Genomic DNA, 21902 nt, shown 5'->3' with positions numbered 1-21902 from the left:
TAGATTACGACTAGGGTATGGTTCAATGAACGCGGCTCACCATTCGGCGTCTGCTTCAGGCGCGGCAGAACCTGGCTCCCACCGCGGCTCCGCTTTCCACGTGCCGTTCGCGATCTCGCGACAGGCTGGAGGCCTACGCGATCTTCGCCAAGCGTGAGACCACGTACTCCGGTTCGAATACATCATCCGACCAGACGATGCAGTTGCGGCCTTGGCGTTTCGCGCGATACAGGGCTTCATCAAGGCGCAGGAGCAGTTGCCTAAGGTCCTCTGGCGCCTGCACGAGGTGGCAAGCGCCTATGCTGACCGTTGCCTTAATCGCAACGCCGCCCCACATTGTCACATGGTCCGCAAAGGATTTTCGCAGACGTTCTGCAACGGCCATGGCAGCGCCTTGATCGGCGACGGCTATGAGCAGCGCGAACTCTTCTCCGCCCATCCTACCGACCAGGTCGGTGCTTGCGCAGGCCGCGCATGCGATGGCGCCGAAGTCTTGCAGCACCAGGTCTCCAGCGAGGTGCCCGAAGTCGTCGTTGATGGACTTGAAATGATCGACGTCCAGCCAGAGGAGCGTGTAAGTGCTGCCGGCACCTGGTGCTGCGGTGAAACGATCGTTCATTCGCTGTTCAAATGCGCGTCGATTGAGCAGTCCGGTTAGTCCGTCATGATCTGCGGCGACGCGTAGCTTGTTCAACAGGTCCTCGCGAACCGCCATCGCACTGCTGATGGTAAGCGGCACCAGCACCAGAAATGCGACGGCAACGCGCACCGAAACGACCATGGCCGGGATCGACATGTCCTGACCGATGTCGACGAGTCCAAGACCGATTACGTTCAGGCAACCCGCGCCCAGCAGCGCGGTGAGCATTGCGGTGGTGGACGTGCTATAGGTCAGCGCGCACAGGAGTAGAGCAGGCATCGGAAACATGATGCTTCCTGGCCCATCGAAAACAACCGCCACCAGGCAGGATGCCGCAAGCGCAATGCATGGCCATATGGGGCGACGAGCGATGCTTGCGAGGTGGGAATCATACCTCGTGCTATCCACTTTCGCGGCCGAGAGGCTCAGCATTGCAGGCAGTATGATGAGGTAGTTCACGAGTTCGCTGGCGGGCCATGTCAGCAGCGTCTGCGACACCGAGCCCCCGAATTGCACTTTCACCAGAAGTGCGCCTACCAAAGCCGCCGCAAACGATGCCGGAACCAGACACGCGAAGATCCGCGACACGGAGTGGACCCGACGCAACTGCAGGTCGCGTACGTCGAGGCGCAGGAGCAATGTCGTCGCCGTCCAGGTTCCCAAAAGGTTTGCAGCCGCAAAGAAGGCCGCCAGCGCAAGGGTGCTCCCGAAGAGGACGTCCGCACTCATGAAGCCCAACCCTGCACCGACCCAACCTGAGAGACGATGGAGTTGCGGGCGACGAACCAAGAGTCCGACTAAAATACCGTTAGCTGGCCAGAACGAGACCGAAAATGCGTGCTTGGATGCAAGTCCAAGGGAGCTGGCGAGCAGTACGACGAGTGCCACCGCGACGAGCGGCCTGGTGATCTCAAGGATCTTCGGCAGGATACCAGCAAGCATGCTCGCGAGAGCACCGTGGGCTGGGGCGATAGACGGAGCGGCCGAAAACATCCACGAACCCTTAAGCGCAGTACCGTAAACATACGGTTGAGCCCCTCGCTCACGGGCGAGGCCACGGTGGACTGCCAAGCAACCAACTGACCCTTTGGCAGCCTGTATTGAGCTCGCCCAGATCAGCCATCGGTTATGATGGACACGTCCCCTATGTCGGAGAGCGGGATGGGTGATCTGAATGGCGGATTGTGGCTCTCGCCGCCGCCGGTCCGTTTTGTTTGGCCTTTGTGCATCGCAACACAGCAGGGGCGTTCCTATCTGCTGCGTCACATACCCAGGAGCGCTTGAATGCCATCACTTTTTGATCCCATCGAGCTTGGGGTCGTCGCCTTGCCCAACCGCATCCTGATGGCGCCGCTGACCCGCGCACGGGCGACGCGCAGCCATGTGCCGACGCCGATAATGGCCGAATATTATGCTCAGCGGGCGAGCGCGGGCCTCATCATCAGCGAGGCCACGGGCATCACCCAGGAAGGACTGGGTTGGCCCTACGCGCCAGGCATCTGGTCGGACGAGCAGGTCGAGGCTTGGAAGCCAGTGACGGCGGCTGTGCATGAAGCCGGTGGCCGGATCGCACTGCAGCTGTGGCACATGGGGCGCATCGTCCACCCCAGCTTCCTTGGCGGCGCGCAGCCGGTCTCTTCATCGGCGACCACCGCGCCAGGCGATGCGCACACGTATGACGGCAAGCAGCCTTACGTGGAGGCGCGCTCGCTGGGACTGGACGAGATCAAGCGGCTGCTTGACGATTATGGCCATGCCGCGCGCAACGCGATCGCCGCCGGGTTCGATGGAGTGCAACTTCACGCGGCCAATGGCTATCTGATCGACCAGTTCCTCCGCGACAATTCGAACTTCCGGGAAGATATCTACGGTGGTCCGATCGAGAACCGCATTCGCCTTCTGGCTGAGGTGTCCCAGCGGCTGGTCGAGACCATCGGCGGCGACAGAGTCGGCGTGCGGCTGTCACCCAATGGCGATTCGCAGGGAGCCAACGACTCCAACCCGCATGCCTTGTTCCCGGCGGCTGCGGCTGAGCTTGACCGGATCGGCGTGGCGTGGCTGGAACTGCGCGAGCCGGGCTTCGACGGTACGTTCGGCAAGGCGGAGGTGGCACCGGTGCATCCGCTGATCCGCCATGCGTTCAGTCGCCCGCTCATCTTGAACTCAGATTACGACGCGGCGAGCGGGCAGGCTGCGCTCGATCGCGGCGAGGCGGACGCGATTGCCTTCGGTCGCACCTTCCTCGCCAATCCGGATCTGCCGCACCGTTTCGCTGCGCAGATCGCGCTGAATCCGGACGATATGGCGACGTGGTACAGCCAGGGGCGGGAAGGGTATATCGACTATCCGGCGGCTCAGACCCTGCCGAACGGTAGCGGCAACTAATGTCAAACGGCGGGCGGAGAGAAGAGGCGGTTGATCCGCTTGCTGCTCGCCCATGACCTCCGCCGAACCGATCTTGGTTGCCGATAGCGGGGGTGTTGACCACCGAGCGTTCCGACAGCCGCTTTTCGATGTGAGCCCGCTGATAAAGAGCGGTGACGATTGCCTCCAAGGCATTGGCGAGCCAAGGAATCTGAAGTCTTGTGCATCGTATGCAGCTTCTGCGGCTGCATAATCAGGCGGAGATGGCGGCACATAAAGGGTTTGAGAGTGCACGGTGGCAGCAGTGATGGGTGGAGCGCCGCGCTTAACATGTTAAGGGGCATCGCATGCTTCACATGCACGGCCGCGGCGGCACCGTCGAAATCGATGGCGTCAAATATGACTGGGAACTCCTGAGCGAGCCCCAGCTGTCTTCTTTCGACGGCTGGAAGGGCATGACGATCTCTTTGCGCCAGAGAGATATGCAGCGCGAAGCCGTCCTGGAATTTCCGACTCCCAAGCGTCTGCTGAAAGGATTGCCGAAGGGGCGATTGCACATCAACGACGCAATAGCCTCGCGCGGGGTGCGAGCGGCTTTGTCGGCAGGATGGGACCCGGCTTCGCGTGGCAAGCCGACAGTGTTCATGGTTGATGCCAACGGCGACTAGGCGCGGTCCACTTTGGTCGCAACCTGACGCGCTCTACTTTCACTTTCAAAAAAAGTTGAGATCAGGATTCACTTCGCACCGCTCAGCCAATCCGATGCGATCTCGCCTTTATGCCCCTCCGGCGCCAGCGCTGCGCGCAAGGCTTCCAGCAGAGGTGGCAGCGCCTGCGTGAAGGCGTACGGTGGGTTGACGATATAGAGACCCGCGCCGTTGTAGATGCCGGGCTGCTCGCCGTCGTACAACCAATGCTCCACCCACAGCAATTTGGGGATGCCCAGCTTGCGGAGCAGCTCCTTCCACTGCGAATGCGCGGCTCGGTTCTTCAGTGGATACCAGATTACCGTCACGCCATGCGCCCATTTGCGGTGAGCGGCGGCGAGGGTGGCGGTGATACGTGCGCGTTCGTCCGGCTGCTCGTATGGCGGGTCGACCACCACCACGCCGCGCGCGGTGCGGGGCGGCACCATTGCCAACCAAAGCTCGTAGGCGTCGCGCTCATGCACGGCGGCGGATGTGTCGCGCATCGTGCCGCGCAAGGCATGGGCATCCTCAGGATGCTTTTCGTTCAGAACGAGAAAATCCTGCGGACGCAGAAGCTGCGCCAGAACCTGCGGCGAACCGGGGTAGAGGCGCGGCTCGGCTCCGACATTCATCGCCTGTACCGCAGCGCGGTAGTCGTTCAGCAGGGGGTCTGCGTCGGCAAAGACGCGCAGAACGCCCTGCGTGGACTCGCCGGTGCGCTGGGCATTCTCGCCGCCAAGGTCGTAGAGACCACGGCCAGCATGGGTATCGATCAGGGTCAGTGCGCCCTGCTTGTGCTGCAAGGCCCGCACGAGGGCGATCAGCAGGCTGTGTTTCACGACATCGGCGCTATTGCCAGCGTGGAAGGAATGGCGATAATTCATTGGGATCCGAAATCCGGACGGTGGAGTGGGTTGTGAGTGAATGGCAACCGAACTTTGTTTCGGACGACGCCTTAGCTGTTATTGCGGGTAACCGTTAGTAGCTCACGTCGAACGGTGCGCCAACAGGCTGCTGGAGCACCGCGCGCGGTCGATGTGCTGATCGCCTGAACAGGATCGGCATCCGCCAGTCCACGCCGCCGTTGAACCTCAACAGCACCTTGGATCGCGAGCCTGAGAGCGGGTCATTGTAGATCACCTCCCGTGTTTCGCCGCTTTTCACGATACCGCGCACGACCATCGGGAAACCGAACGTGGTGAGTGCAGCATGCCACTGTGCCGCGCCCATCCTCGGAAGCACGACCTTGGATGGCGAATGCTCGAGCCTTGCCTCTTGCGCCTGCCGATCGAGGTGGTGTGGCTGAACACCATAGTTCTTCCAGAGGCGAGCGGCCGTCTGCCGTTTGTAAGCTCGCGTGGAAGAAGCGGTTCGCGGTAGCTCAACACCATCATGGCCGCAGCATACCAGCACGCGCGGTTCTCTACCGGATCGGCTGACGCGAAGACTTGGTGCTGGCTGATGGGACGGACCGGGAGGACCAAGTCGGATAGTTCAGGCGATCGATGCACTGAACGGCCTTCCCCGGCGCGATCGGTACGTCCTAGCCCCGAGCAATGCGCGGGCATCATCGACGTTGCGCAACACCCTGCTATCCTCTCGGCCTTTTCGAGAACACCGTGGTGCGGACGGCCATTCTGAAATCAGTGCTGAAAGCCCAGCGCATGCTCCACCGCGTCAATATGCGCGATATGGATGGGCGAGCGTCGAAAGTCGTTGAAGTCGATGTAACCAAGCTCGCGGATCACCTCTCCCAAGCGATACCGGACGGCATCGCTTCTGCTTGCCCGGAATAGCCGCTCCAAATTCTGCAACCGTTCGCCCATAAGAAGCCCTCAACTTGCCGATCGTGTTTAACAGAATGTTGCTCATTGCAGACGGACTGGCAAGCGCTCATCGCCTGGCTAGCCTCATGGGAAAAGCCATAGGCAACGTGAGCATTCGAATATCTTTGCAGGATCCGGCCGGGATGAGACGACCAGATCCAGCTTTGGCGGTTGGGGGCGCGATGCGAGCGGCCAAGGCGACCCGCATGATTTCGTGACGATCGATGATCGCGGCAACTCCATTGCGAACGTTCCGCGCCAGTCCCTTCCGCATCAAGCAGAGGCCCCCCAATGCAGATATTTATGAAAAGTTAATGCCTTATGTGGTTCGATCGGATGGTTGATGTGCAAGGTATCGGCCGTGTTTAGAAGCTTGGTGAGCAGGATCGTAGGCTTTGGCGTACTGATCACCTGCGCCCTGCTGGGCCTCGCCGTACTTCTCGCCAGTTCGTCCCAACACATGGCCGACAGCTTTGCATGGATAACCCATACCCATCAGGTTCTTCGCGCGGCGCAGGAGCCGGCGAACCTTGTGCGTCAGGTCGAGTCCGAACTGCGCGGCGCTGTGGTCTATGATGATCGGGCCAGGGATCGCGATTGGCAGCCGTTGCTCGAACGCGCGGCGCAGGATCTGGACAGATTGGTCCGCCTGACGGCAGACAATCCGATGCAGAATGCGCGTGCGAAAACGCTTCAGGCAGCATTGCTGAAGCGATCCGCGCTTCTGGCTACCAGCATTGCGCAGCGGCGCGACGGCGCGCCGGGCGCCGCGGTTGCTGTCGGCACGGATGATGAGGCGCTGCGGCTTATGGCGCAGGTCGACAATGCGCGCGGTGCACTTATCGCCGCCGAGGAACGCTTGCTGGTGGAGCGCCGAACCCAGGCCGGCGAGCGGATGGAGTGGAACAGACGCCTGCTCATAATCGGTGTGCCGATCGTGGCGTTTCTGATCGCCTTCGCCCTCTTCATGACGGTACGCGATATCCGGCGACCCTCACGCGCGGTGATGAACGCCATGGAGGCGATGGGCGGGAGTAATTCGGTAGCACCGCTCGACGAGCGAACGATGCACTCTCTTGAGTTCGCCCGCATTGCCCGTGGTTACAACGCGATGATCGCACGGTTAGAAGAAGCGATGGCGTTACAGGGCCGAAGCGAGGAAGCGCTGCAGGCGCTCAACGTCCAGCTTCATGAACGCAGCGCCGCGCTTGAAGTGCGCAATCAGGTGATCGAGCGCCTCGGCCTGATGGCTCACCGGATGCAGGCGGCACGCACCGACGATGAACTTGCCGATGTGATAAGCTGCTTCTTGCCACAGATACTGCCTGGCCTGTCCGGGGCGGTCTACGCCTACAACAACTCGCGCAACCTTCTGGTACAGATCGCCACATGGGGAACTGCCTCCGATGCCGCCGACAGGTTCAGTCCGGAGGAGTGCTGGGCGTTGCGGTTGGGTCAGAGTCACGGCCTGACGCCAGCGCGCGAGGATGTCGCTTGCAAGCATGTCGATGGAGAGTCACCGTATCACTGCGAACCGCTGCTGGCTGGGGGTGAGGTCATCGGCCTGCTGTATCTCGGCAGTACGGTGGATGCGGAAATGCAATTCCGCCTGAGAGCTGTCGCGGAAGATATCTCGTCGGCGCTGGTCAACCATCGGCTCCAGAGGAACCTTCGGGAGCAGACCATCCGCGATCCGCTGACCGGCCTCTTCAACCGGCGCTATCTTGAAGAATCTCTCAAGATGGAGATAGCCCGCTCGGTTCGTTCGAAAGCGCCGTTGACCGTCGTGATGTGCGACCTGGATCACTTCAAGCGCTTCAATGATGAGTACGGACACGATGCCGGAGATCATGTGTTGAAGGCTTTCGCGGCAGCGTTGCAGGCCCACTTTCGGGGCGGGGATGTGGTTTGTCGTTATGGTGGCGAAGAGTTCACCATCATCGTGCCTGGCGCCTTGCCCACGGCGCTGGGCGCGCGCGTGGAATATCTTCGAACGGCAATAAACGCGCTTCAACTGCATTTTGGCGGACAAGCCCTTGGCCCCGTCAGCGCTTCGTTCGGCCTCGCGGCTTTTCACGAAAGCATGCCCGGCGACGGATCGACATTGCTGCATGCCGCAGACGAGGCGCTCTATCGCGCCAAGCGCGAGGGCAGGAACTGTGTCGTCATCGCGGAACAGGGCGGCATGGAGATCCAGAGCAGAAGCGCGCTTACGAGCAATATCTAGAGCTGTGAAGGACGCCTTCTGATCACGGCTGCGATCACAGCTTGAAAGCGTCGGATCTTGCTTCCATCTGGTTTGTCGATCAACCCGGGGACCATTGGAACGCCATGACCACGACTGCCGAAGCCAATCCCGAGACCCGCTCCTTCGAGGCCGATGTCTCCAAGCTGCTGCACCTGATGGTGCACTCGGTTTATTCGGACAAGGACGTATTCCTGCGCGAGTTGATCTCGAATGCCGCGGATGCCTGCGAGAAGTTGCGCTATGAAGGCTTGAGCGATCCCGCGCTGCTTGGCGATGACGCGCAACCACGTATCACCCTTTCGCTGGATGCCGATAATCGCCAGCTGGCGATCGAGGACAATGGTATCGGTATGAGCGAGGCTGAACTGGCCGAGGCGCTAGGCACTATCGCGCGATCCGGAACCAAGGCGTTCATGGACAAGATCGCGGGTGCCAAGGAGTCCGAGGACAGCCACCTGATCGGGCAGTTCGGGGTCGGGTTCTATTCCGCCTTCATGGTCGCCGATCTTGTCGAAGTGACATCGCGACGGGCTGGATCGGAAACGGCCGCCAAATGGTCGTCGGACGGCATGGGCACGTATACGATCCAGACATCCGACATTTCGGATGCGCCGGCGCGCGGCACGCGGATCCTTATGCACCTGAAGGAAGATGCGGTCGCCTACACGCAGGCTTTCTCAATCGAGCGTATCATCAAGGCGCAGTCCGGTCATGTACCGGTGCCGATATTCCTGAAGGACGATCCCGCCGCCGAGCCGAGGCAGATCGCCGATGGCGCAGCATTGTGGGCTAAGTCGAAGGCTGAAGTCACGGCTGATGAGTACCGGGATTTCTACCGCACCGCTGCCGGGCAACATGATGATCCAGCACTAACGCTCCATTACCGGGCCGAAGGCCGGCATGAATATACCGTTCTTGCCTTCGTGCCCGAAACGAAGCCGTTCGACCTGTTCGATCCTGATCGCGCCGGGCGGATGAAGTTGTATGTGCGTCGGGTCTTCATCACCGACGAAGCCCAGATCCTGCCGCGTTACCTGCGCTTCGTGCGTGGGCTGGTGGATTCCAGCGATTTGCCGCTGAACCTCTCGCGCGAGATGATCCAGGAGAGCCCTGTTCTTGCCGCCATACAAAAGGGGGTGACGGGTCGCATATTGTCCGAGCTCGAAAAGCTCGCTGCCAGCGATGCAGAGCGCTATTCGAAGGTGTGGGACACGTTCGGTGCAGTGTTGAAGGAAGGGCTTTACGAAGATTTTGCACGGCGAGAGACGCTGCTTGGCCTTGCACGATTCAAGACCACGACTGCAGCGGGCGAATGGCGCTCGCTCAACGAGTATGTCGCAGATATCAAGGAGAACCAGACGGCGATCTACTATGCAACCGGTTCCGATCTCGACAGATTGGCGACGTCGCCCCAGCTCGAAGGGTTTCAAGCACGGGGTATCGAGGTACTGTTGCTTGCCGATCAGGTCGATAACTTCTGGGTCAGTTCCGGCATCGACTTCGACGGAAAACCGTTCAAATCCGTGACGCAAGGGTTGGCCGATCTGGGTCTGATCCCGCTGGCTGAGGGCCAGGACGTCACCGGTCCGGCTTCGGATGCGGTCGATGGGTTTATCACCTTCATCAAAGCCGAGCTTGGCGATGCGGTGTCCGACGTTCGCGCGTCCGAGCGACTGACACAAAGCGCGGTCTGCCTCGTTGCGCCCGAGAATGCCATGGACCGCGAGCTTGAAAAACTACTGGCCGGGGCAGGGCGGTTGGATGCATCATCCAAGCCGATCCTCGAGATCAATCCGCGGCACGCCTTGATCACGCAACTGGCCGGGCTCGACGGAGCGGATCAAGCTATCCGTGCCGATGCGGCCCACCTGTTGCTGGACGAAGCGAGGATTGCCGATGGTGAGTTGCCCCTCGATCCCCGGACGTTCTCTGCGCGTCTAGGCCGCGTGCTTGCCCGCGCGGCTGTTTGAGGACCGGCGGCATCCGAAAGAACCATCCATCCAGTTGCAGCCGGCTTATCGACCACTGGGCAACCTTTTAATCAGGCCCGCAAACGTGGGAACGCGACGCTGTGAGAGGCTGCTTCTCGCAATGCGGCGGCATCAGAATGTGGGTTGGCCTCGGATTTGGGCGTGACCGGTAGGGGCAAGCCGCTTATCGGGTAACTGCGATAAGGAGTATGTGATGACGGATATGCGTTTCGATGGTCGTGTGGCTGTCATCACCGGCGGCGCGCGCGGTCTGGGTCGCGCCTATGCGGAACTCCTCGCCTCGTTGGGTGCGAAGATCGTCGTAAACGACAATGGTAGCGCGGTTACCGGATCCGGCAGCGATGCTGGTCCGGCCGAGGAGGCGGCGCAGGCATTGCGCGATATGGGGGCCGAAGCGGTCGCATCGACCGATAGCGTCGCCACCCCGCAAGGCGGCAAGGCAATCATCGATTGTGCGCTGGATACGTTCGGGCGGGTCGACATGCTGATCCACAATGCAGGGAACAACCGGTACGCCATGCTGGCCGAGACCAGCTATGAGGATTTTCGTGCCGTCCTCGACGTGCACTTGCTCGGCGCATTCCATGTGGTGCGTCCGGCTTTCGAGCGGATGGTGAAGGACGGTTATGGCCGTGTCGTCCTGACCGGCTCGATCGGGGGTCTCTATTCCATGCCGAGCGTGGTGAACTATGCGGTCAGCAAGTCCGGGATGATCGGCTTGAACAACATCGTGGCGATCGAGGGCAAGGATTTTGGCGTCAAGTCGAACATCATCCTGCCCGGCGCCGTCACCCGCATGGCCGATGGGCTCGATATCTCGCAGTACCCACCGATGGGACCAGATCTGGTCGCTCCGGTCGTGGGCTTCCTTGCCCACGAGGACTGCACGGTCTCAGGCGAGATGTACGTCTCGATGGCCGGGCGGATTGCGCGCGCCTTCATCACGGAAACCGAAGGCGCCTATCGACCTGCGTGGACGATCGATGACGTTGCCGCTGAAATCGACACGATCCGCGATTCGTCGCGCTTGTGGACCTTCCATCCGGTGGAGAACGGCTTTGGTGAGCATATGACCAGAAGCTTCGAACTGACGCGAGGAAATGACGGCGATCCGGCGGCGGCCTGATGCGTCTGCTGTGTCTAAGGTACGGCAGCAGCGGCACAAACGAAGCAACGGATCGTTAAAAGGCTAATGCGCCGCTTAATCTATATCAGCCGCTCGCTTATCGGGCCTGGGGCCGGAGAGATCGAAGCGATTATCGCGATCTCGACGGCCAGAAACAGTGCCGTTGGCATCACGGGTATGCTGTGGGTTGGTGACGGTCATTTCGCACAAGTGCTGGAAGGCGTCGATGAGCACGTGGGCGAAACGATGGATCGCATCGGGAATGACAGCCGTCATGCCGAGATCGAGGTGCTGCTTGATCGTGAGGTGTCGACGCGCCAGTTCGGAACGTGGTCGATGCGTCAGGCAGACGATGGCGAAGCCACGGCGTTCATGATCGGCTTCGCGCTGGGCCATGGTACCGCGTCGTCCCAGCGGTTGTACGAGATCGTGCTCGCCAGCATCGGGCATGATGCTCGATCGAGCTAAGTCCGTCTTATGGTGGATCGGCCAGTCTCCTGAATTTCGCGCCAGGCACTCGTTAGATGTCAGTCTGCTTTAACATCACCGTAGCCAGTGACCGGATGTTGACAGTGTCCACCTGAGCCGACGGGATTGTCTGACGGTACGTCGCGGAGTCATGGATCGATCTTTCGGCTTCGTAAAACGCCGTCTGCAAGCCGACGATGACGAGCTTCGCCGAAAAAGCCTGACCTTCGTCGCGCAAAGGACCCAATGACGCGGTGACCAGCACGGTCAGCCAAATCGGCACTTAGCGGGCTGCCCGTAGGCTCATGGAATCGAGCGCGTAGAAGCCCCGGTCGGTTGCCTAAGATATCCAGTCCAAAGCCTCCACAGGTTCATCAAGGCGCGCGACCGACGTGTCTTGAACGCTCTGGGACAGGCTTGGCGCGGGTGCGGCTGACCGCGCCCCAATCGACGCCGCGCGTAGCGTACATAACCCCGCCAAGCGCGACGAACAGCAACACCGAGCCGATCAGGAGCGACCAGGCTTCCAGATTGAGCAGCACGAACAGCAGGGCATAAAGCCCGATCAGCAGTGCGCCGATAAAGCGTGCACGCGTCCAGCTTTTAAGCACGGCGGCGCTGTACGCGGTCAACAGGCCAATTACCGATGCGCTCGCGAGAAGGTAGGCCAGCGTGAATCCGATAACCTCGGCAAAGGCCAGCAACAAGGCAAAGAACAGCACCAGTCCGACGCCGGTGAGTAGATATTCGACCGCAGCTACCCGTGCGCTGCCAACCACATCGAACAGGAAGAATGCGAGAAACGTGAAGCCGATGAACAGGAACCCGTATTTAACCGAACGTACAACCTTGGAATACAAGTTCACCGGCTCGACGAGGTCGACGGTCACGGCACGACTTGCGCCATTGATCACCTCTTCACCGGCGGCGCGCCCGTTGGTGGCAGATGACAATTCCATACCCGTCTCGACGTTGTTGACGGGATAGTCTCCACTCCCGATCGAAGGAACGCCGAGATCTTGCGAGGAAACCGGCGGCTGACCGAGCGCCAGTTTGTCGATTACATAGTTCGCGGAAAAGCCTGCATCGGAAATGCGCGGCTTTTCGGGCAGGAACGAACCCGAGAAGCTGGGGCTGGGCCAGGTGGAACTGATGTCCCAACGGGTCACGCCGCCGCGCGGAACCAGGCTGATGCCACCGCTTCCGCGTACGTCCAGCGCATAGCTGACCGGCAGGCTACCTTCGCCAGACCACGGCAGAAACGCGAAGAAGCCCTGGCCCCCCGACGCAGCCGGCCCCTTGCCAGGCTGTACTTCGAGCGATTTGCCGCCTGCGCGGATCAAGCCGCCAGACGTCAGCCCGCGCGCATCGGACGTGCCCACTCTGATTTCCGCCCGATCCCACAGCAGTCGCTCTCGCGTGACACCGAAGCGCTCAAGATCAGCCGGCAAGCGAAACGTCGCTCTGCCTTTGATCCGGGCGGTGAACAGCACCGAACGATAGATCGACTTGCGCCGCTCCTGTGGCTCGATGCGCGTGATGACGTGATTGTCGGTAGGGGAAACGTAGAGCAGGCGTTCGACCTCAACCACCCGGCTTACCTGCTTGCCATCCACGACCTCGCTCTGCGTCTGGGTGGTGCGGAACGGCACCGCGAGGATGGGCCCCGAAAGCACTTGCGTGCCGCCCCAGCCGGCTGAGATCGCCGCCTGCGCGGTACTGGATTGATCCTGACGATCGTAAACCAGCGCGTAGATCAGCAGCAGAGGAAGTATCAGAACCGTGGCCACGAGCCCGACGAACAACAGCTTCATCCCCGGGGATCGTTCCGGACGGGGCGGTGTCTCATCGGGCATCGGCAAACTTCTCCTTGCGACGCCGACGCTGCACCAGAAGCGTAGGTAAAGCTAGAGTTGGTCGCGGAACCTTGCGCCGTTTACCCAGGTCCTGCCACGTCAGCGCGCATCGCGGAGTTGGCCATAGGCCCAGAAGCTGGTCATCGTGATGCTCGCACCAAGATCAGGGCGAACGGTGGCGCTTACGAGATCGGGAAGGGAGGGAGAGCCGCCGCCAGGGCGCCCCCAGTAGAGCGTCACGAACCTTGGATCCTGCGAAGTCGTGAGTGGCTTGCCCCGATGAGCGCGAAGTCGCCGTGCAAGAGCGCGACTGGAATCGAGGCGCTGCTGCCGGGTTCTGGTATGAGCGTCACGCTCGTCGAAGTTGACGACCGCCAGTCGCCAGCCCTTCTTTCAGCTCGAAGAAGATGAGATGCAGCCGCATCGGGCGGTCCCTCGATTCGAAGCAGCCGGGCTCGCTTCCGCGCACCAGCGATCGGTTGAGGTCGCCTTGTCGTATCAACGTACACCGCGCCCGGGCGACCTTGCCATAGTCGCGCCCGCCGATCTGGACCGGGGGCGCGCTGCCGTCTAGGCATTGCGATATCGACATGCTCCACCTTGCCGGGAGCCGTTTCTGAGGTCTCGTTTGCATGGCCCGTCATGTGCGTTCATTGCTCCTTAGCCTGGCTGCCGTCATCGGCGCTGTCTGGTCGATCGGCGACGTCTGGGCAGCGCCCGTCTCCGGACGATACGGTCCGCTGCTTCTGTCGGTTCGCGATGGGCAGGTGAACGCGGTGTTTTCCGAATGGCGCGTTGGCAACGGCACCGTCGATGCGCCGCAGTTCAGCTGTCTCTTTTTGATCAAAGGCCGGCTGACCGGTAGCCAGGCCGCGATCGACACTTGGTTCCCAGGTGACGGCGAGCACATCCGGGGCACTCTGGATCTTGGTTCGAAACCCGGGATCCAATTGTCGGAGAACCATGGAGGCTGTTCGATGACCTCGGGCGACATGGTCGCGGCTCCTTACACGCTCGATCTGGATCAGGCACAGCCGCGTTGGATCGGCGCGGGTATCGTCACAAGGCCGCGCGTTTTCCTGCGGCGCAAACCGGCTGATCAGGCACGGCGTTCGAGCCCGTACCTTGTCAAATTCGACTCCTTCGCCGTCATCGATCAGCGGGGTGCCTGGTTGTATATCGCCTATGTCGATGCCGATGGCCCACCGGTGACCGGCTGGGTCCGCAAGGACGAAGTGGGGTCGACGGTTGGACGCAGCTGACTTCCGGTACTGCGATGGTGTGGCCATATTTGTATCGAACTGTTTGAGCGTGTACCAGCAAACGTGCTGACGCAAGAAACAGCAATAAGCCCGAATGCCGATCGATACCGGCAACAAGGTAGAGGATGCCAAAGGAAGAGGTCTTGAGTCCCAGCTCGACATCCAGGATCCTGCGCCGCATCTTTGCAGGACCAGCTGATTTTATCCCGCAGGAAACGGGGGACGAGGCCTGGGTCGATCAATCCTCATGTCGCAATTGCGGCGTTCCAATCGATAGCGCTTATTGCGGTGCGTGCGGGCAGAAAGCTGCCCGGCGACTTTCACATCGCACGTTCCTGAAGGAAGTTTGGGAACGGGTGCGCGTTTTCGAATGGCAGCTGCTGTCGACTGCGCTGCGGCTGCTGGTTTCACCCGGGAAGGTTGCACGCGAATTCGTGTTGGGCCGGCGTAGCGCGAACATGCATCCGCTCAAGCTGTTGGTGGCGCTGGTAGCGGTGCTGGTGTTGATCCTGGCGGCGAACAAGTATTTTGCCCGGTACGACTTCTCCGGCCACGATAAGACGATCGATCGCATGGCAGAGCGGGTGATGCTCTATGCCAACTGGAGCTTCTCTCTGGGTATCCTTGCGATCTTCATGGGTTCGTGGATCGCCCTGCGTAAACGACTTGCATTCAACATGATCGAGCATGCCACGCTGGCGATCTACTGCCAGAGCGTCACTTTGGGGGTCGTGATCCTAAACATGCTGCCGACGTTGTTGTGGCGTGACCCGCAGTTCGTGATGGAGCACAAGGCCGCGTCGCAACATTACATGTTCATCATCAAGCTGTTGATCGTGGCGGCAGGTTACAAGCAGTTCTTCCTGCTGGATCTGAAGTCCGACTGGCTACGGTTCACAGCGGCACTCATCGTCTATGCGGTTACTGCCTGGGTGCTGCTGCGGATCTACGCAGCCGCGATCCTATGGTTCGTAAGCTGACGCATGACGTAAAGAGATCAAAGAGGAGCCCGAAGATGCGCAAGGTCCTGTTCGCGACGACCCCGCTTGCTGCGTTGCTGTTGGTGAATTGTGGTTCTGGAGACGATCCGGCCGCTACGGCCCTTTCCGGATCGAAGCGTGTGGAGGCTATCGCATCGACCCTCCAGGCATGCTCATATGACGGTCGCCCGGTCGAGGCGCAATCAGCCTCGCTCAACGGGGCGGCGCCCAACGATTGCGTCGTGGCGGTCAAGAAGGTCATGAACTTCACCGGACTGCCGGCGAACTTCACCGTCGTTTCCGGTCCGGTGGATAACGCCGCGGCCGTGATCCTGCTTGACCAGAACAAGGTTCCGCGCCGCGTCATCGCCTTCAACCCCAAGTTCATGACTGCAGCGCGTTCGCTTGCTGGCGGCAACGACTGGGGACCGATCAGCATCATGGCGCATGAGATTGCCCATCATCTGTCGGGGCACACTATCGTGCCGGGAGGAAGCCGGCCAGAGATTGAACTGGAAGCCGACAAGTTCAGCGGCTTCGTACTCCAGAAGATGGGGGCCAGTCGCGGCGACGCGACGATGATGATCCTGAAGATCGGCACGATCCATGGTTCCGCGACCCATCCTGACAAACAGCGCCGCGCCGAAGCGATCTCGCAAGGGTGGAACGAGTCCTGCCGGCAGGAAGGCGCAAGCGATTGCGCTGGTGGCAGCGCCGTCGCGGCCTCGCCTGCAAATGCCGGGAGCCGTCCAGGAGCGGCGCCGCTTCCGTCGCTGGCGACCGCGGGCGAAAATCCAAAGTCCACTATCGCGTCGGCGCTGCCGCGCCCAGGATCCATACCGTTCAAGTATGGTCACTTCATCGTCGATGAGACCGGGAAGCTCGATCCCGAACGAGCGCGCAAGATCGACGCGCGGCTTTACCGTCTTGCGAAGGACGTGGGCGCGGAGTTCGCGATTTTGGTGGTGAACGATCTGCGTGGCATATCGGCCAACGATTATGCCTGGGCGATGATGCGCCAGTTGCGCGTGGGCAAGCTGGATGTGGGGAATGGCGCGGTGGCAGTGGTGGCGCCGCGCCAGCACCAGGCTGCGGTCGCATTCGGACCGGGCTTCGCCAAGGAGGCGGAGTTTTCCGATCCGAGCAAGCAGTTGCTGCAGTGGGCGGATGCCGCCTGGGCTTATTGCGACGATGCCGATGGCTGCCAGGGGTGGACCGACAACCTGATCAACATCTTTTCGCAAACGCTCAACAATGTCGAGCACACCAAGTGGACGATTGCGTATCCCAGCCTGGATGCACTGCTGACACACTACAGTCAGGTCAATGCCGAGCGGATGCGCAGCAAGCGGCCCTTCGATGACCAGACCGATCAGCCGTTGGGCAATCTCATCCGCGTGACAGGCACGGTGACCGACCTTACAGCACCCACCGGGTTTGGACAGGCGAACGAGCGCCTTCTCGGAGGCGAACGGGGCTATACCGCCGTCAGCATGAAGACCGACGATGGCTATCCGATCATCCTCTACGTCGCGCCGAGACTTGATGGGCTGATGCCGGCTGGAAAGCTTGTGCAGGGGCAGCGTTACACGATGGTGGGCCGCCTGCAGCGAACAGGTGACAAGGACAAGCAGGCTTCGGCGCTATGGTTATTCAGCTACGACCCCTTGTGATCTCGCTGCTGCGTCACGCAGGCTCCGCCATCGCAAAGATGCGCTTGAGCGCGGGTGCAGCGGCGAGAAAATTTTGTAGCTCGCGCCGTCGGACCGGTTCGCAGGCAAATTCGTCATCGACACCAAGCTGCCAGCGTGCCGCCGCATCCGCCGGGTCATCGTGCAGGGCATCGAACAAGCGGGCATGCTGGTCGACGTCGGCCTCATCCCGCGCGAGGCCTTGGGCGATGAGGTCGCTCGACTGGCGGCGCAATGCGGCCCCGATCTCGCCAGGGGCAAGTTCAGGATGGTATTGCACGCCCCAGAACACCGTACCGTCGTGCCGAATTTCGACAGCCTGAACCCTGGTCGCGCCGTTCGTCGCCAGCAAGGTGGCGCTTGACGGCAGTTCCGCCACTTCATCGCCGTGGATGGCAGGCGCGTCCCAGCATGCCGGTCGCCCCGCAAGCAAGGGATGGTCCCGTCCCGCTGTTGTGGCCATGATCCTGCGGGCAACGCCGGCTTCCATGCGGCGTGGCATTTTGCGCACTGCGCCTCCCGTCGCCGCGACGGCGATCTGCAATCCTGCGCAAGAGCCGAATGAGGGGGTTCCCGATGCGAACACCGCTTTCATGAAATCGAGTTGCCTTCGTACTTCCGGCGTCTCGTCGTAGACGTGCATCGGTGAGCCCGAGAGGAAAACCGCGTCGTATTGCGCCAATCGCGCCGCCGTAAACGGTTGCGCCTCTGGCTCTGCGGGAAACACGATGTCCGTTTCGCATCCCAAAACCATCTGCTGCAGGGTGGCGGCATAACTTTCTGCCGAGCTTTTGCCGACATGATCGCGGCGTTGTTTACGCTCAACATCGGTTTCGCTCTCGGCAATCAGAAACTTCGGCAAACCTGTTCCTCAAGGTGACAGCTGACATGGCGTAAGCTCCAGCTGATTGAAAAGAGATCATGTGATCGATCGCAGGTGAGGACGTGGGGCGTGCAGCCGGGTTTGCAATGCGTGATCGCAGTGCCTTTTGGGTCAGGATCTGCTTAGCGCTGCGAGGTCGGTTGTCGTGCTATCCAGCTTGCCGCCGTCGTCCGAAAACATACCGGTCGGATGCAATCGTCCCCGATTTGCGGGTTGAAGCCGTAAACTTTGCGGTCCCCAAAAACGCGGAAACGATCGGTATCAAGCCGTGGGGGCGGGATATCGCCATCCTTGTTCCGCAGGCTGACCGGGGGCAGCCGTGCGGCTTTGTTCGTCGCTGAGTTGCGCCATCTTACTTGGATGGATGTCGATCCAGCCCCCGGATGGTGCCCGACCTAATCATGGCAGGAGCTTCAGCAAGCGCGCTGGAACGCTTTATAGCGGCTCCCGGAGATGAGGCTCGCCGCCGATCATGCCAGCCGCGCAATGATTTGCGGCAGGTCGATGGTCGTCTGAATGCCGGCAGGCGCCTCGCACACATAGGGCACGGCGTTCACCGGGCGGTGCGCGGTCAGACCGGGGGTCATCTCCGGATAGTCGGCTTCGGACACCGGAAACGTGATCGCGATGTCGAGCGGGCAATCGCCCATCATGACCACGCGCCATCCCGATTCCTTGCGAAATTCCCACTCCTCGCCATCGCTGGTCTCGACGTCGCTGGAAACGAACCAGACGGTCGTGAAGGTGATCAGCGGCTTGCCATTGCGGTAACCCGTCAGCACCGTCTTGGTGGCAGCGACGGTATCCTTGGGGATCACGCCGGCCGCAATCGTCACCTCGTGCCGGGCAAGGCCTTGTGCGCCCGTAACCTTGAAGTCATCGATCGGCAGGCCGAGCGCGGTGGCGGTCAGCTGCAGCGACGGTGCGAACGAGTGCAGCATGTGATCCTGCTGCATTTCGCTGATCGTCCCGCCCGGCGCCCCGAAGCCCATCATTTCGAAGATCATCTCGGGCGAGTTGCGCGACGAACAATCCGCGAATTCGACGATCGCCAGATGATCGAGACGCCGCTGGATCGAGGCCAGGACGATCGGCAGTGCCTCGCTGATGAAGCCGGGGCTGGAGCCGCTGGCATGAACCGAACTGTTGCCCTTGCGGCACGCCGCCTGGACCCGGGCATGAATCGCGGGATCGAACGCCGCTGGATTCTGCAATTCCATGCGGGTCGAGACGATGTTCGCCCCCGATTCCAGGATCCGGCAAATCTCATCGAAATCGCAGACATGCGGCATGTACAGGACGCAATCGGGCTTTAGCGCCAGCACCTCTTCGATGCTGTTCGTCGCAGTCACTCCGATCGGCGCGATCCCGGCAAGTTCGCCTACATCGCGCCCCGCCTTGCTGGGACTGTGCACCCAACAGCCCACGACCTCGAGTTGTGGATGTTGGATCGCCCGGCGCAAGGCACGCGAACCGACATTACCGGTAGCCCACTGGACCACGCGATAGCGCTTCTCGGTAGCTGGTGTTTGAAGCTGCGGATTCGTGATAAGTCCTGCGCTTGCGCCATCATTGCTCATGCGGGGGTAATCCTCTCAAACTGTCGACCCAATTCGTCGGGTTCTTGGCGAGGGTTATCGATCACCACGTCGCGTCGGTCAAATCGGTTACGGTACATCGCTTTCATCGCAGGGCCGATACGCCGGTATCCGTGCGCATGCACCCGGTCGGCTATTGAGCCTGCGCCTTCATCTGTGCATAGGCCGCGTCACGGGCGTCGGGCGCGATGGACCGCAGGTAGCGGCTCGCATCCTTGTAGGTCAGGAACGCCTGGCCATCGGCGATGATCGGCACCGTGCGACCATTGTAGATCCGGCGGAGCAGCCGTCGCTGTGTTCTTGGCAGGGTTTGATCGTCTTCATCGCTCAAAGCCATTCTGGATCTCGGTATGCGCAAAGCCTAGACATACGGCACCTGTTGGCGCCAACGGCCTTCGAGCGAAAGGAAAATAATGACTGCAGCACCCGACCTGACGGACGCTGGCCAGCACTTCGCCTGGTGCGTCCAAGTGCTTGGCGGCACAACGGCCGCCGCGCGACGCCTCGGCATCGATGAGCGGGCGATCCGCCGGTTTATCAATGGCGAGCGGCCGATCAGCAGTGGTCTGTTGGAGGATATGGCCAAGGCACTACGGCTGCTCGCTGACGATGCGACTGCAGCGGAACGGGTGATCGCCGCCACCCTGGCGGACGGACCGGGCGCCGACTGACCATCAACGGTTTTGCGGCACGAGGAACGCGCTGCACTCCCCGTGTCGTCGACCTTGCACGCAAAGCCGCACTTGTCCCGCTCCCGGTTGCACGATGGCGATCACGCGCCATGTGACTGTCTCAACTGAATAGCGGAGACCAAGATGGCGTTCACGGGACGCGAATTGCGATCGACAATCGACGAGGCCGGCAGGCTCATCCTCTCGCTAGACGATGTCGTGATCGAGGATCCGGCGGATGACGAGATCATCGTCAGGATCGAAGCGGCCCCGATCAATCCCAGTGACCTGGGTCTTCTGCTCGGCCCTGCTGACCTTGGCACGATCAAGCAGGGGCCTGACGGCGGGCCCGGCATCGTGCTCGATGTTCCGAAAAGCCGCCGGGCGGGCGTTCAGGGGCGTATCGGCCAATCGCACGCGGTCGGCAATGAAGGCGCTGGTACCGTGGTCGCCGCCGGCAGGGCGTGCGCGCAGCTTGCCGGTAAACGGGTCGGGATGATCGGTGGCGCGATGTACGCGGATTACCGGCGGATCAAGGCAGCCGAGGTCATTCCTCTACCCGACGGGGCGAGTTCGCGTGATGGTGCCGCAATGTTCGTGAACCCCTTGACCGCGCAGGGCTTCGTCGAAACCGCCCGGCGCGAGGGTCACAAGGCGATCATCCACACCGCTGCAGCCTCCAACCTTGGCCAGATGCTGCAAAAAATCTGCGTGGCAGAGGGTATCGACTTGATCAACATCGTCCGATCGCCGCAACAGGCCGAGATCCTGCGAGGCATCGGCGCCACCCACGTCCTTGACAGCAGGGACGCGGATTTCGCCGACCGCCTGGTCGATGCCATTGCCGAAACCGGAGCCACCATCGCGTTCGATGCGATCGGTGGCGGAACCCTTGGCGGCGAGATCATGCAGGCGATGGAACGTGCAGCGGTACGCACCTCGACCGAATACAACCGCTACGGTTCGACGACGTTCAAGCAGCTCTACATCTATGGCGCACTCGATACCTCGCCGACGATCTTCGATCGCGGTGCGGTGGGTTTCCACTGGAGCATGTCGGGTTGGCTGCTGTTTCCCTTCCTGCAAAAAGCAGGAGATGACGTGGCGCAGCGCCTGCGTCGGCGCGTGGTCGACGAACTCACGACCACCTTCGCCAGCGCATACACACGGGTCATCGGGTTGGCGGAGGCTCTCGATGCAGACGTGGTGCGGGCCTACGCGCGAAAAGCGACCGGCGAGAAGTTCCTGATCGATCCCACCAGGGGCTGAAACGGACTGCCGGCAATCTTTCTGGTGATGCGATGGCATCCATCGACGGATACGGGTCATCTCGCCCGGCTTATCCGGCCTTGCGAAAGACGAAGGACTGCACCCAGATAGATCGCGCCGCGCTTTGCGCGACGCGATCTTCCGGTCAATCCTGGACCAGGTATATGGCCTGTGCCGGGCATTGGTTCACGGCCCGCTGGATCGTGTCTTCATCTTCCGGCGCCACGTCACTGACCAGAACGACGGCGTACCCGTCTTCATGAAGTTCGAACACGTCGGGAGCGATGCCGAGGCAAATACCGAAGCCGGCGCATATCTCGGTGTTGATATGGACTTTCAC

Annotated in this window: 22 protein-coding genes; 11 read left to right on the top strand and 11 right to left on the bottom strand. The window is 61.2% G+C overall.

Annotation, left to right across the window (positions count from 1 at the left end):
• Positions 1-133: 133 nt before the first annotated feature.
• Complete coding sequence (locus tag ACXJ1Z_RS01690) at positions 134-1582, bottom strand: GGDEF domain-containing protein (protein ID WP_463779073.1); 1449 nt, start codon at positions 1580-1582, stop codon at positions 134-136.
• 342 nt (positions 1583-1924) lie between these two features.
• Between ACXJ1Z_RS01690 and ACXJ1Z_RS01685 the strand changes: the two genes are divergently transcribed.
• Together ACXJ1Z_RS01685 and ACXJ1Z_RS01680 are read left to right on the top strand one after the other, a co-directional pair.
• A complete protein-coding gene (locus ACXJ1Z_RS01685) occupies positions 1925-3025 on the top strand; it encodes an alkene reductase (RefSeq protein ID WP_463779071.1) in 1101 nt (366 codons plus the stop codon).
• 326 nt (positions 3026-3351) lie between these two features.
• Positions 3352-3672, top strand: a complete 321-nt coding sequence (locus ACXJ1Z_RS01680; protein WP_463779070.1) for a hypothetical protein — start codon at positions 3352-3354, stop codon at positions 3670-3672.
• 68 nt (positions 3673-3740) lie between these two features.
• Here ACXJ1Z_RS01680 and ACXJ1Z_RS01675 read toward each other — a convergent pair whose 3' ends face one another.
• The 3 genes from ACXJ1Z_RS01675 to ACXJ1Z_RS01665 form a co-directional block, all read right to left on the bottom strand.
• Entirely contained in the window at positions 3741-4577 is an 837-nt protein-coding gene (locus tag ACXJ1Z_RS01675) for a 23S rRNA (adenine(2030)-N(6))-methyltransferase RlmJ (RefSeq protein WP_463779068.1), read from the bottom strand.
• 94 nt (positions 4578-4671) lie between these two features.
• Entirely contained in the window at positions 4672-4923 is a 252-nt protein-coding gene (locus tag ACXJ1Z_RS01670; RefSeq protein ID WP_463779066.1) for a hypothetical protein, read from the bottom strand.
• A 413-nt stretch (positions 4924-5336) separates the two neighbouring features.
• The gene (locus tag ACXJ1Z_RS01665) at positions 5337-5519 is read right to left on the bottom strand and encodes a hypothetical protein (RefSeq protein ID WP_463779064.1); all 183 of its coding nucleotides are present in this window, start codon (positions 5517-5519) and stop codon (positions 5337-5339) included.
• A 376-nt stretch (positions 5520-5895) separates the two neighbouring features.
• Here ACXJ1Z_RS01665 and ACXJ1Z_RS01660 point away from each other — a divergent pair, with 376 nt between their 5' ends.
• From ACXJ1Z_RS01660 to ACXJ1Z_RS01645, 4 genes are all read left to right on the top strand, one after another.
• Positions 5896-7746 carry a sensor domain-containing diguanylate cyclase gene (locus tag ACXJ1Z_RS01660; protein WP_463779062.1) on the top strand — a complete coding sequence of 617 codons (1851 nt, stop codon included), beginning with the start codon at positions 5896-5898 and terminating at the stop codon, positions 7744-7746.
• 104 nt (positions 7747-7850) lie between these two features.
• Positions 7851-9737, top strand: coding sequence for a molecular chaperone HtpG (gene htpG, locus ACXJ1Z_RS01655; protein ID WP_463779060.1), 1887 nt, complete (start codon positions 7851-7853; stop codon positions 9735-9737).
• A gap of 214 nt (positions 9738-9951) precedes the next feature.
• Positions 9952-10884, top strand: coding sequence for an SDR family NAD(P)-dependent oxidoreductase (locus ACXJ1Z_RS01650; protein WP_463779058.1), 933 nt, complete (start codon positions 9952-9954; stop codon positions 10882-10884).
• A gap of 66 nt (positions 10885-10950) precedes the next feature.
• Positions 10951-11352 (top strand): BLUF domain-containing protein, encoded by a 402-nt coding sequence (locus ACXJ1Z_RS01645; RefSeq protein ID WP_463779056.1) that lies wholly within the window; start codon positions 10951-10953, stop codon positions 11350-11352.
• A 52-nt stretch (positions 11353-11404) separates the two neighbouring features.
• On the opposite strand, the gene ACXJ1Z_RS01640 is transcribed toward ACXJ1Z_RS01645, so the two are convergent.
• The 3 genes from ACXJ1Z_RS01640 to ACXJ1Z_RS01630 all read right to left on the bottom strand — a co-directional run bounded on the left by ACXJ1Z_RS01640 (position 11405) and on the right by ACXJ1Z_RS01630 (position 13448).
• The gene (locus tag ACXJ1Z_RS01640; RefSeq protein WP_463779054.1) at positions 11405-11635 is read right to left on the bottom strand and encodes a hypothetical protein; all 231 of its coding nucleotides are present in this window, start codon (positions 11633-11635) and stop codon (positions 11405-11407) included.
• Between the two features lie 91 nt (positions 11636-11726).
• Positions 11727-13166 carry a cell envelope integrity protein CreD gene (gene creD / locus ACXJ1Z_RS01635; RefSeq protein ID WP_463779052.1) on the bottom strand — a complete coding sequence of 480 codons (1440 nt, stop codon included), beginning with the start codon at positions 13164-13166 and terminating at the stop codon, positions 11727-11729.
• A 141-nt stretch (positions 13167-13307) separates the two neighbouring features.
• The gene (locus ACXJ1Z_RS01630; protein WP_463779051.1) at positions 13308-13448 is read right to left on the bottom strand and encodes a hypothetical protein; all 141 of its coding nucleotides are present in this window, start codon (positions 13446-13448) and stop codon (positions 13308-13310) included.
• 404 nt (positions 13449-13852) lie between these two features.
• Here ACXJ1Z_RS01630 and ACXJ1Z_RS01625 point away from each other — a divergent pair, with 404 nt between their 5' ends.
• From ACXJ1Z_RS01625 to ACXJ1Z_RS01615, 3 genes are all read left to right on the top strand, one after another.
• Complete coding sequence (locus ACXJ1Z_RS01625) at positions 13853-14470, top strand: hypothetical protein (RefSeq protein WP_463779049.1); 618 nt, start codon at positions 13853-13855, stop codon at positions 14468-14470.
• Between the two features lie 356 nt (positions 14471-14826).
• Complete coding sequence (locus ACXJ1Z_RS01620) at positions 14827-15450, top strand: DUF3667 domain-containing protein (protein WP_463779047.1); 624 nt, start codon at positions 14827-14829, stop codon at positions 15448-15450.
• A 35-nt stretch (positions 15451-15485) separates the two neighbouring features.
• Positions 15486-17123, top strand: a complete 1638-nt coding sequence (locus tag ACXJ1Z_RS01615) for a TPM domain-containing protein (protein WP_463779046.1) — start codon at positions 15486-15488, stop codon at positions 17121-17123.
• Between the two features lie 13 nt (positions 17124-17136).
• Here the strand turns inward: ACXJ1Z_RS01615 and ACXJ1Z_RS01610 are convergent, their stop codons facing one another.
• From ACXJ1Z_RS01610 to ACXJ1Z_RS01600, 3 genes are all read right to left on the bottom strand, one after another.
• Positions 17137-18003, bottom strand: a complete 867-nt coding sequence (locus tag ACXJ1Z_RS01610; protein ID WP_463779044.1) for a type 1 glutamine amidotransferase — start codon at positions 18001-18003, stop codon at positions 17137-17139.
• A gap of 491 nt (positions 18004-18494) precedes the next feature.
• Positions 18495-19604: an NAD(P)H-dependent amine dehydrogenase family protein gene (locus tag ACXJ1Z_RS01605; RefSeq protein WP_463779042.1), complete on the bottom strand. Its 1110-nt coding sequence runs from the start codon at positions 19602-19604 to the stop codon at positions 18495-18497.
• A 151-nt stretch (positions 19605-19755) separates the two neighbouring features.
• Positions 19756-19959 carry a hypothetical protein gene (locus ACXJ1Z_RS01600; protein ID WP_463779040.1) on the bottom strand — a complete coding sequence of 68 codons (204 nt, stop codon included), beginning with the start codon at positions 19957-19959 and terminating at the stop codon, positions 19756-19758.
• 76 nt (positions 19960-20035) lie between these two features.
• Between ACXJ1Z_RS01600 and ACXJ1Z_RS01595 the strand changes: the two genes are divergently transcribed.
• Positions 20036-20293 (top strand): helix-turn-helix domain-containing protein, encoded by a 258-nt coding sequence (locus ACXJ1Z_RS01595; protein ID WP_463779039.1) that lies wholly within the window; start codon positions 20036-20038, stop codon positions 20291-20293.
• 144 nt (positions 20294-20437) lie between these two features.
• Positions 20438-21562, top strand: coding sequence for a zinc-binding dehydrogenase (locus ACXJ1Z_RS01590; protein ID WP_463779038.1), 1125 nt, complete (start codon positions 20438-20440; stop codon positions 21560-21562).
• 145 nt (positions 21563-21707) lie between these two features.
• On the opposite strand, the gene ACXJ1Z_RS01585 is transcribed toward ACXJ1Z_RS01590, so the two are convergent.
• Positions 21708-21902: a ferredoxin gene (locus tag ACXJ1Z_RS01585; protein WP_463779036.1), complete on the bottom strand. Its 195-nt coding sequence runs from the start codon at positions 21900-21902 to the stop codon at positions 21708-21710.

It is taken from the genome of Novosphingobium sp. TK46, assembly GCF_055361525.1.
The sequence above is the reverse complement of the archived record's forward strand: the minus strand, read 5'-3'. Positions and strand labels throughout refer to the sequence as shown.

Coding starts and splice junctions, on each gene's coding strand:
- ACXJ1Z_RS01690 (WP_463779073.1), bottom strand. CDS start 1,582: ATGCTTGCTGGTATCCTGCCGAAGATCCTTGAGATCACCAGGCCGCTC.
- ACXJ1Z_RS01685 (WP_463779071.1), top strand. CDS start 1,925: ATGCCATCACTTTTTGATCCCATCGAGCTTGGGGTCGTCGCCTTGCCC.
- ACXJ1Z_RS01680 (WP_463779070.1), top strand. CDS start 3,352: ATGCTTCACATGCACGGCCGCGGCGGCACCGTCGAAATCGATGGCGTC.
- ACXJ1Z_RS01675 (WP_463779068.1), bottom strand. CDS start 4,577: ATGAATTATCGCCATTCCTTCCACGCTGGCAATAGCGCCGATGTCGTG.
- ACXJ1Z_RS01670 (WP_463779066.1), bottom strand. CDS start 4,923: ATGGGCGCGGCACAGTGGCATGCTGCACTCACCACGTTCGGTTTCCCG.
- ACXJ1Z_RS01665 (WP_463779064.1), bottom strand. CDS start 5,519: ATGGGCGAACGGTTGCAGAATTTGGAGCGGCTATTCCGGGCAAGCAGA.
- htpG (WP_463779060.1), top strand. CDS start 7,851: ATGACCACGACTGCCGAAGCCAATCCCGAGACCCGCTCCTTCGAGGCC.
- ACXJ1Z_RS01650 (WP_463779058.1), top strand. CDS start 9,952: ATGACGGATATGCGTTTCGATGGTCGTGTGGCTGTCATCACCGGCGGC.
- ACXJ1Z_RS01645 (WP_463779056.1), top strand. CDS start 10,951: ATGCGCCGCTTAATCTATATCAGCCGCTCGCTTATCGGGCCTGGGGCC.
- creD (WP_463779052.1), bottom strand. CDS start 13,166: ATGAAGCTGTTGTTCGTCGGGCTCGTGGCCACGGTTCTGATACTTCCT.
- ACXJ1Z_RS01615 (WP_463779046.1), top strand. CDS start 15,486: ATGCGCAAGGTCCTGTTCGCGACGACCCCGCTTGCTGCGTTGCTGTTG.
- ACXJ1Z_RS01605 (WP_463779042.1), bottom strand. CDS start 19,604: ATGAGCAATGATGGCGCAAGCGCAGGACTTATCACGAATCCGCAGCTT.
- ACXJ1Z_RS01600 (WP_463779040.1), bottom strand. CDS start 19,959: ATGGCTTTGAGCGATGAAGACGATCAAACCCTGCCAAGAACACAGCGA.
- ACXJ1Z_RS01595 (WP_463779039.1), top strand. CDS start 20,036: ATGACTGCAGCACCCGACCTGACGGACGCTGGCCAGCACTTCGCCTGG.
- ACXJ1Z_RS01590 (WP_463779038.1), top strand. CDS start 20,438: ATGGCGTTCACGGGACGCGAATTGCGATCGACAATCGACGAGGCCGGC.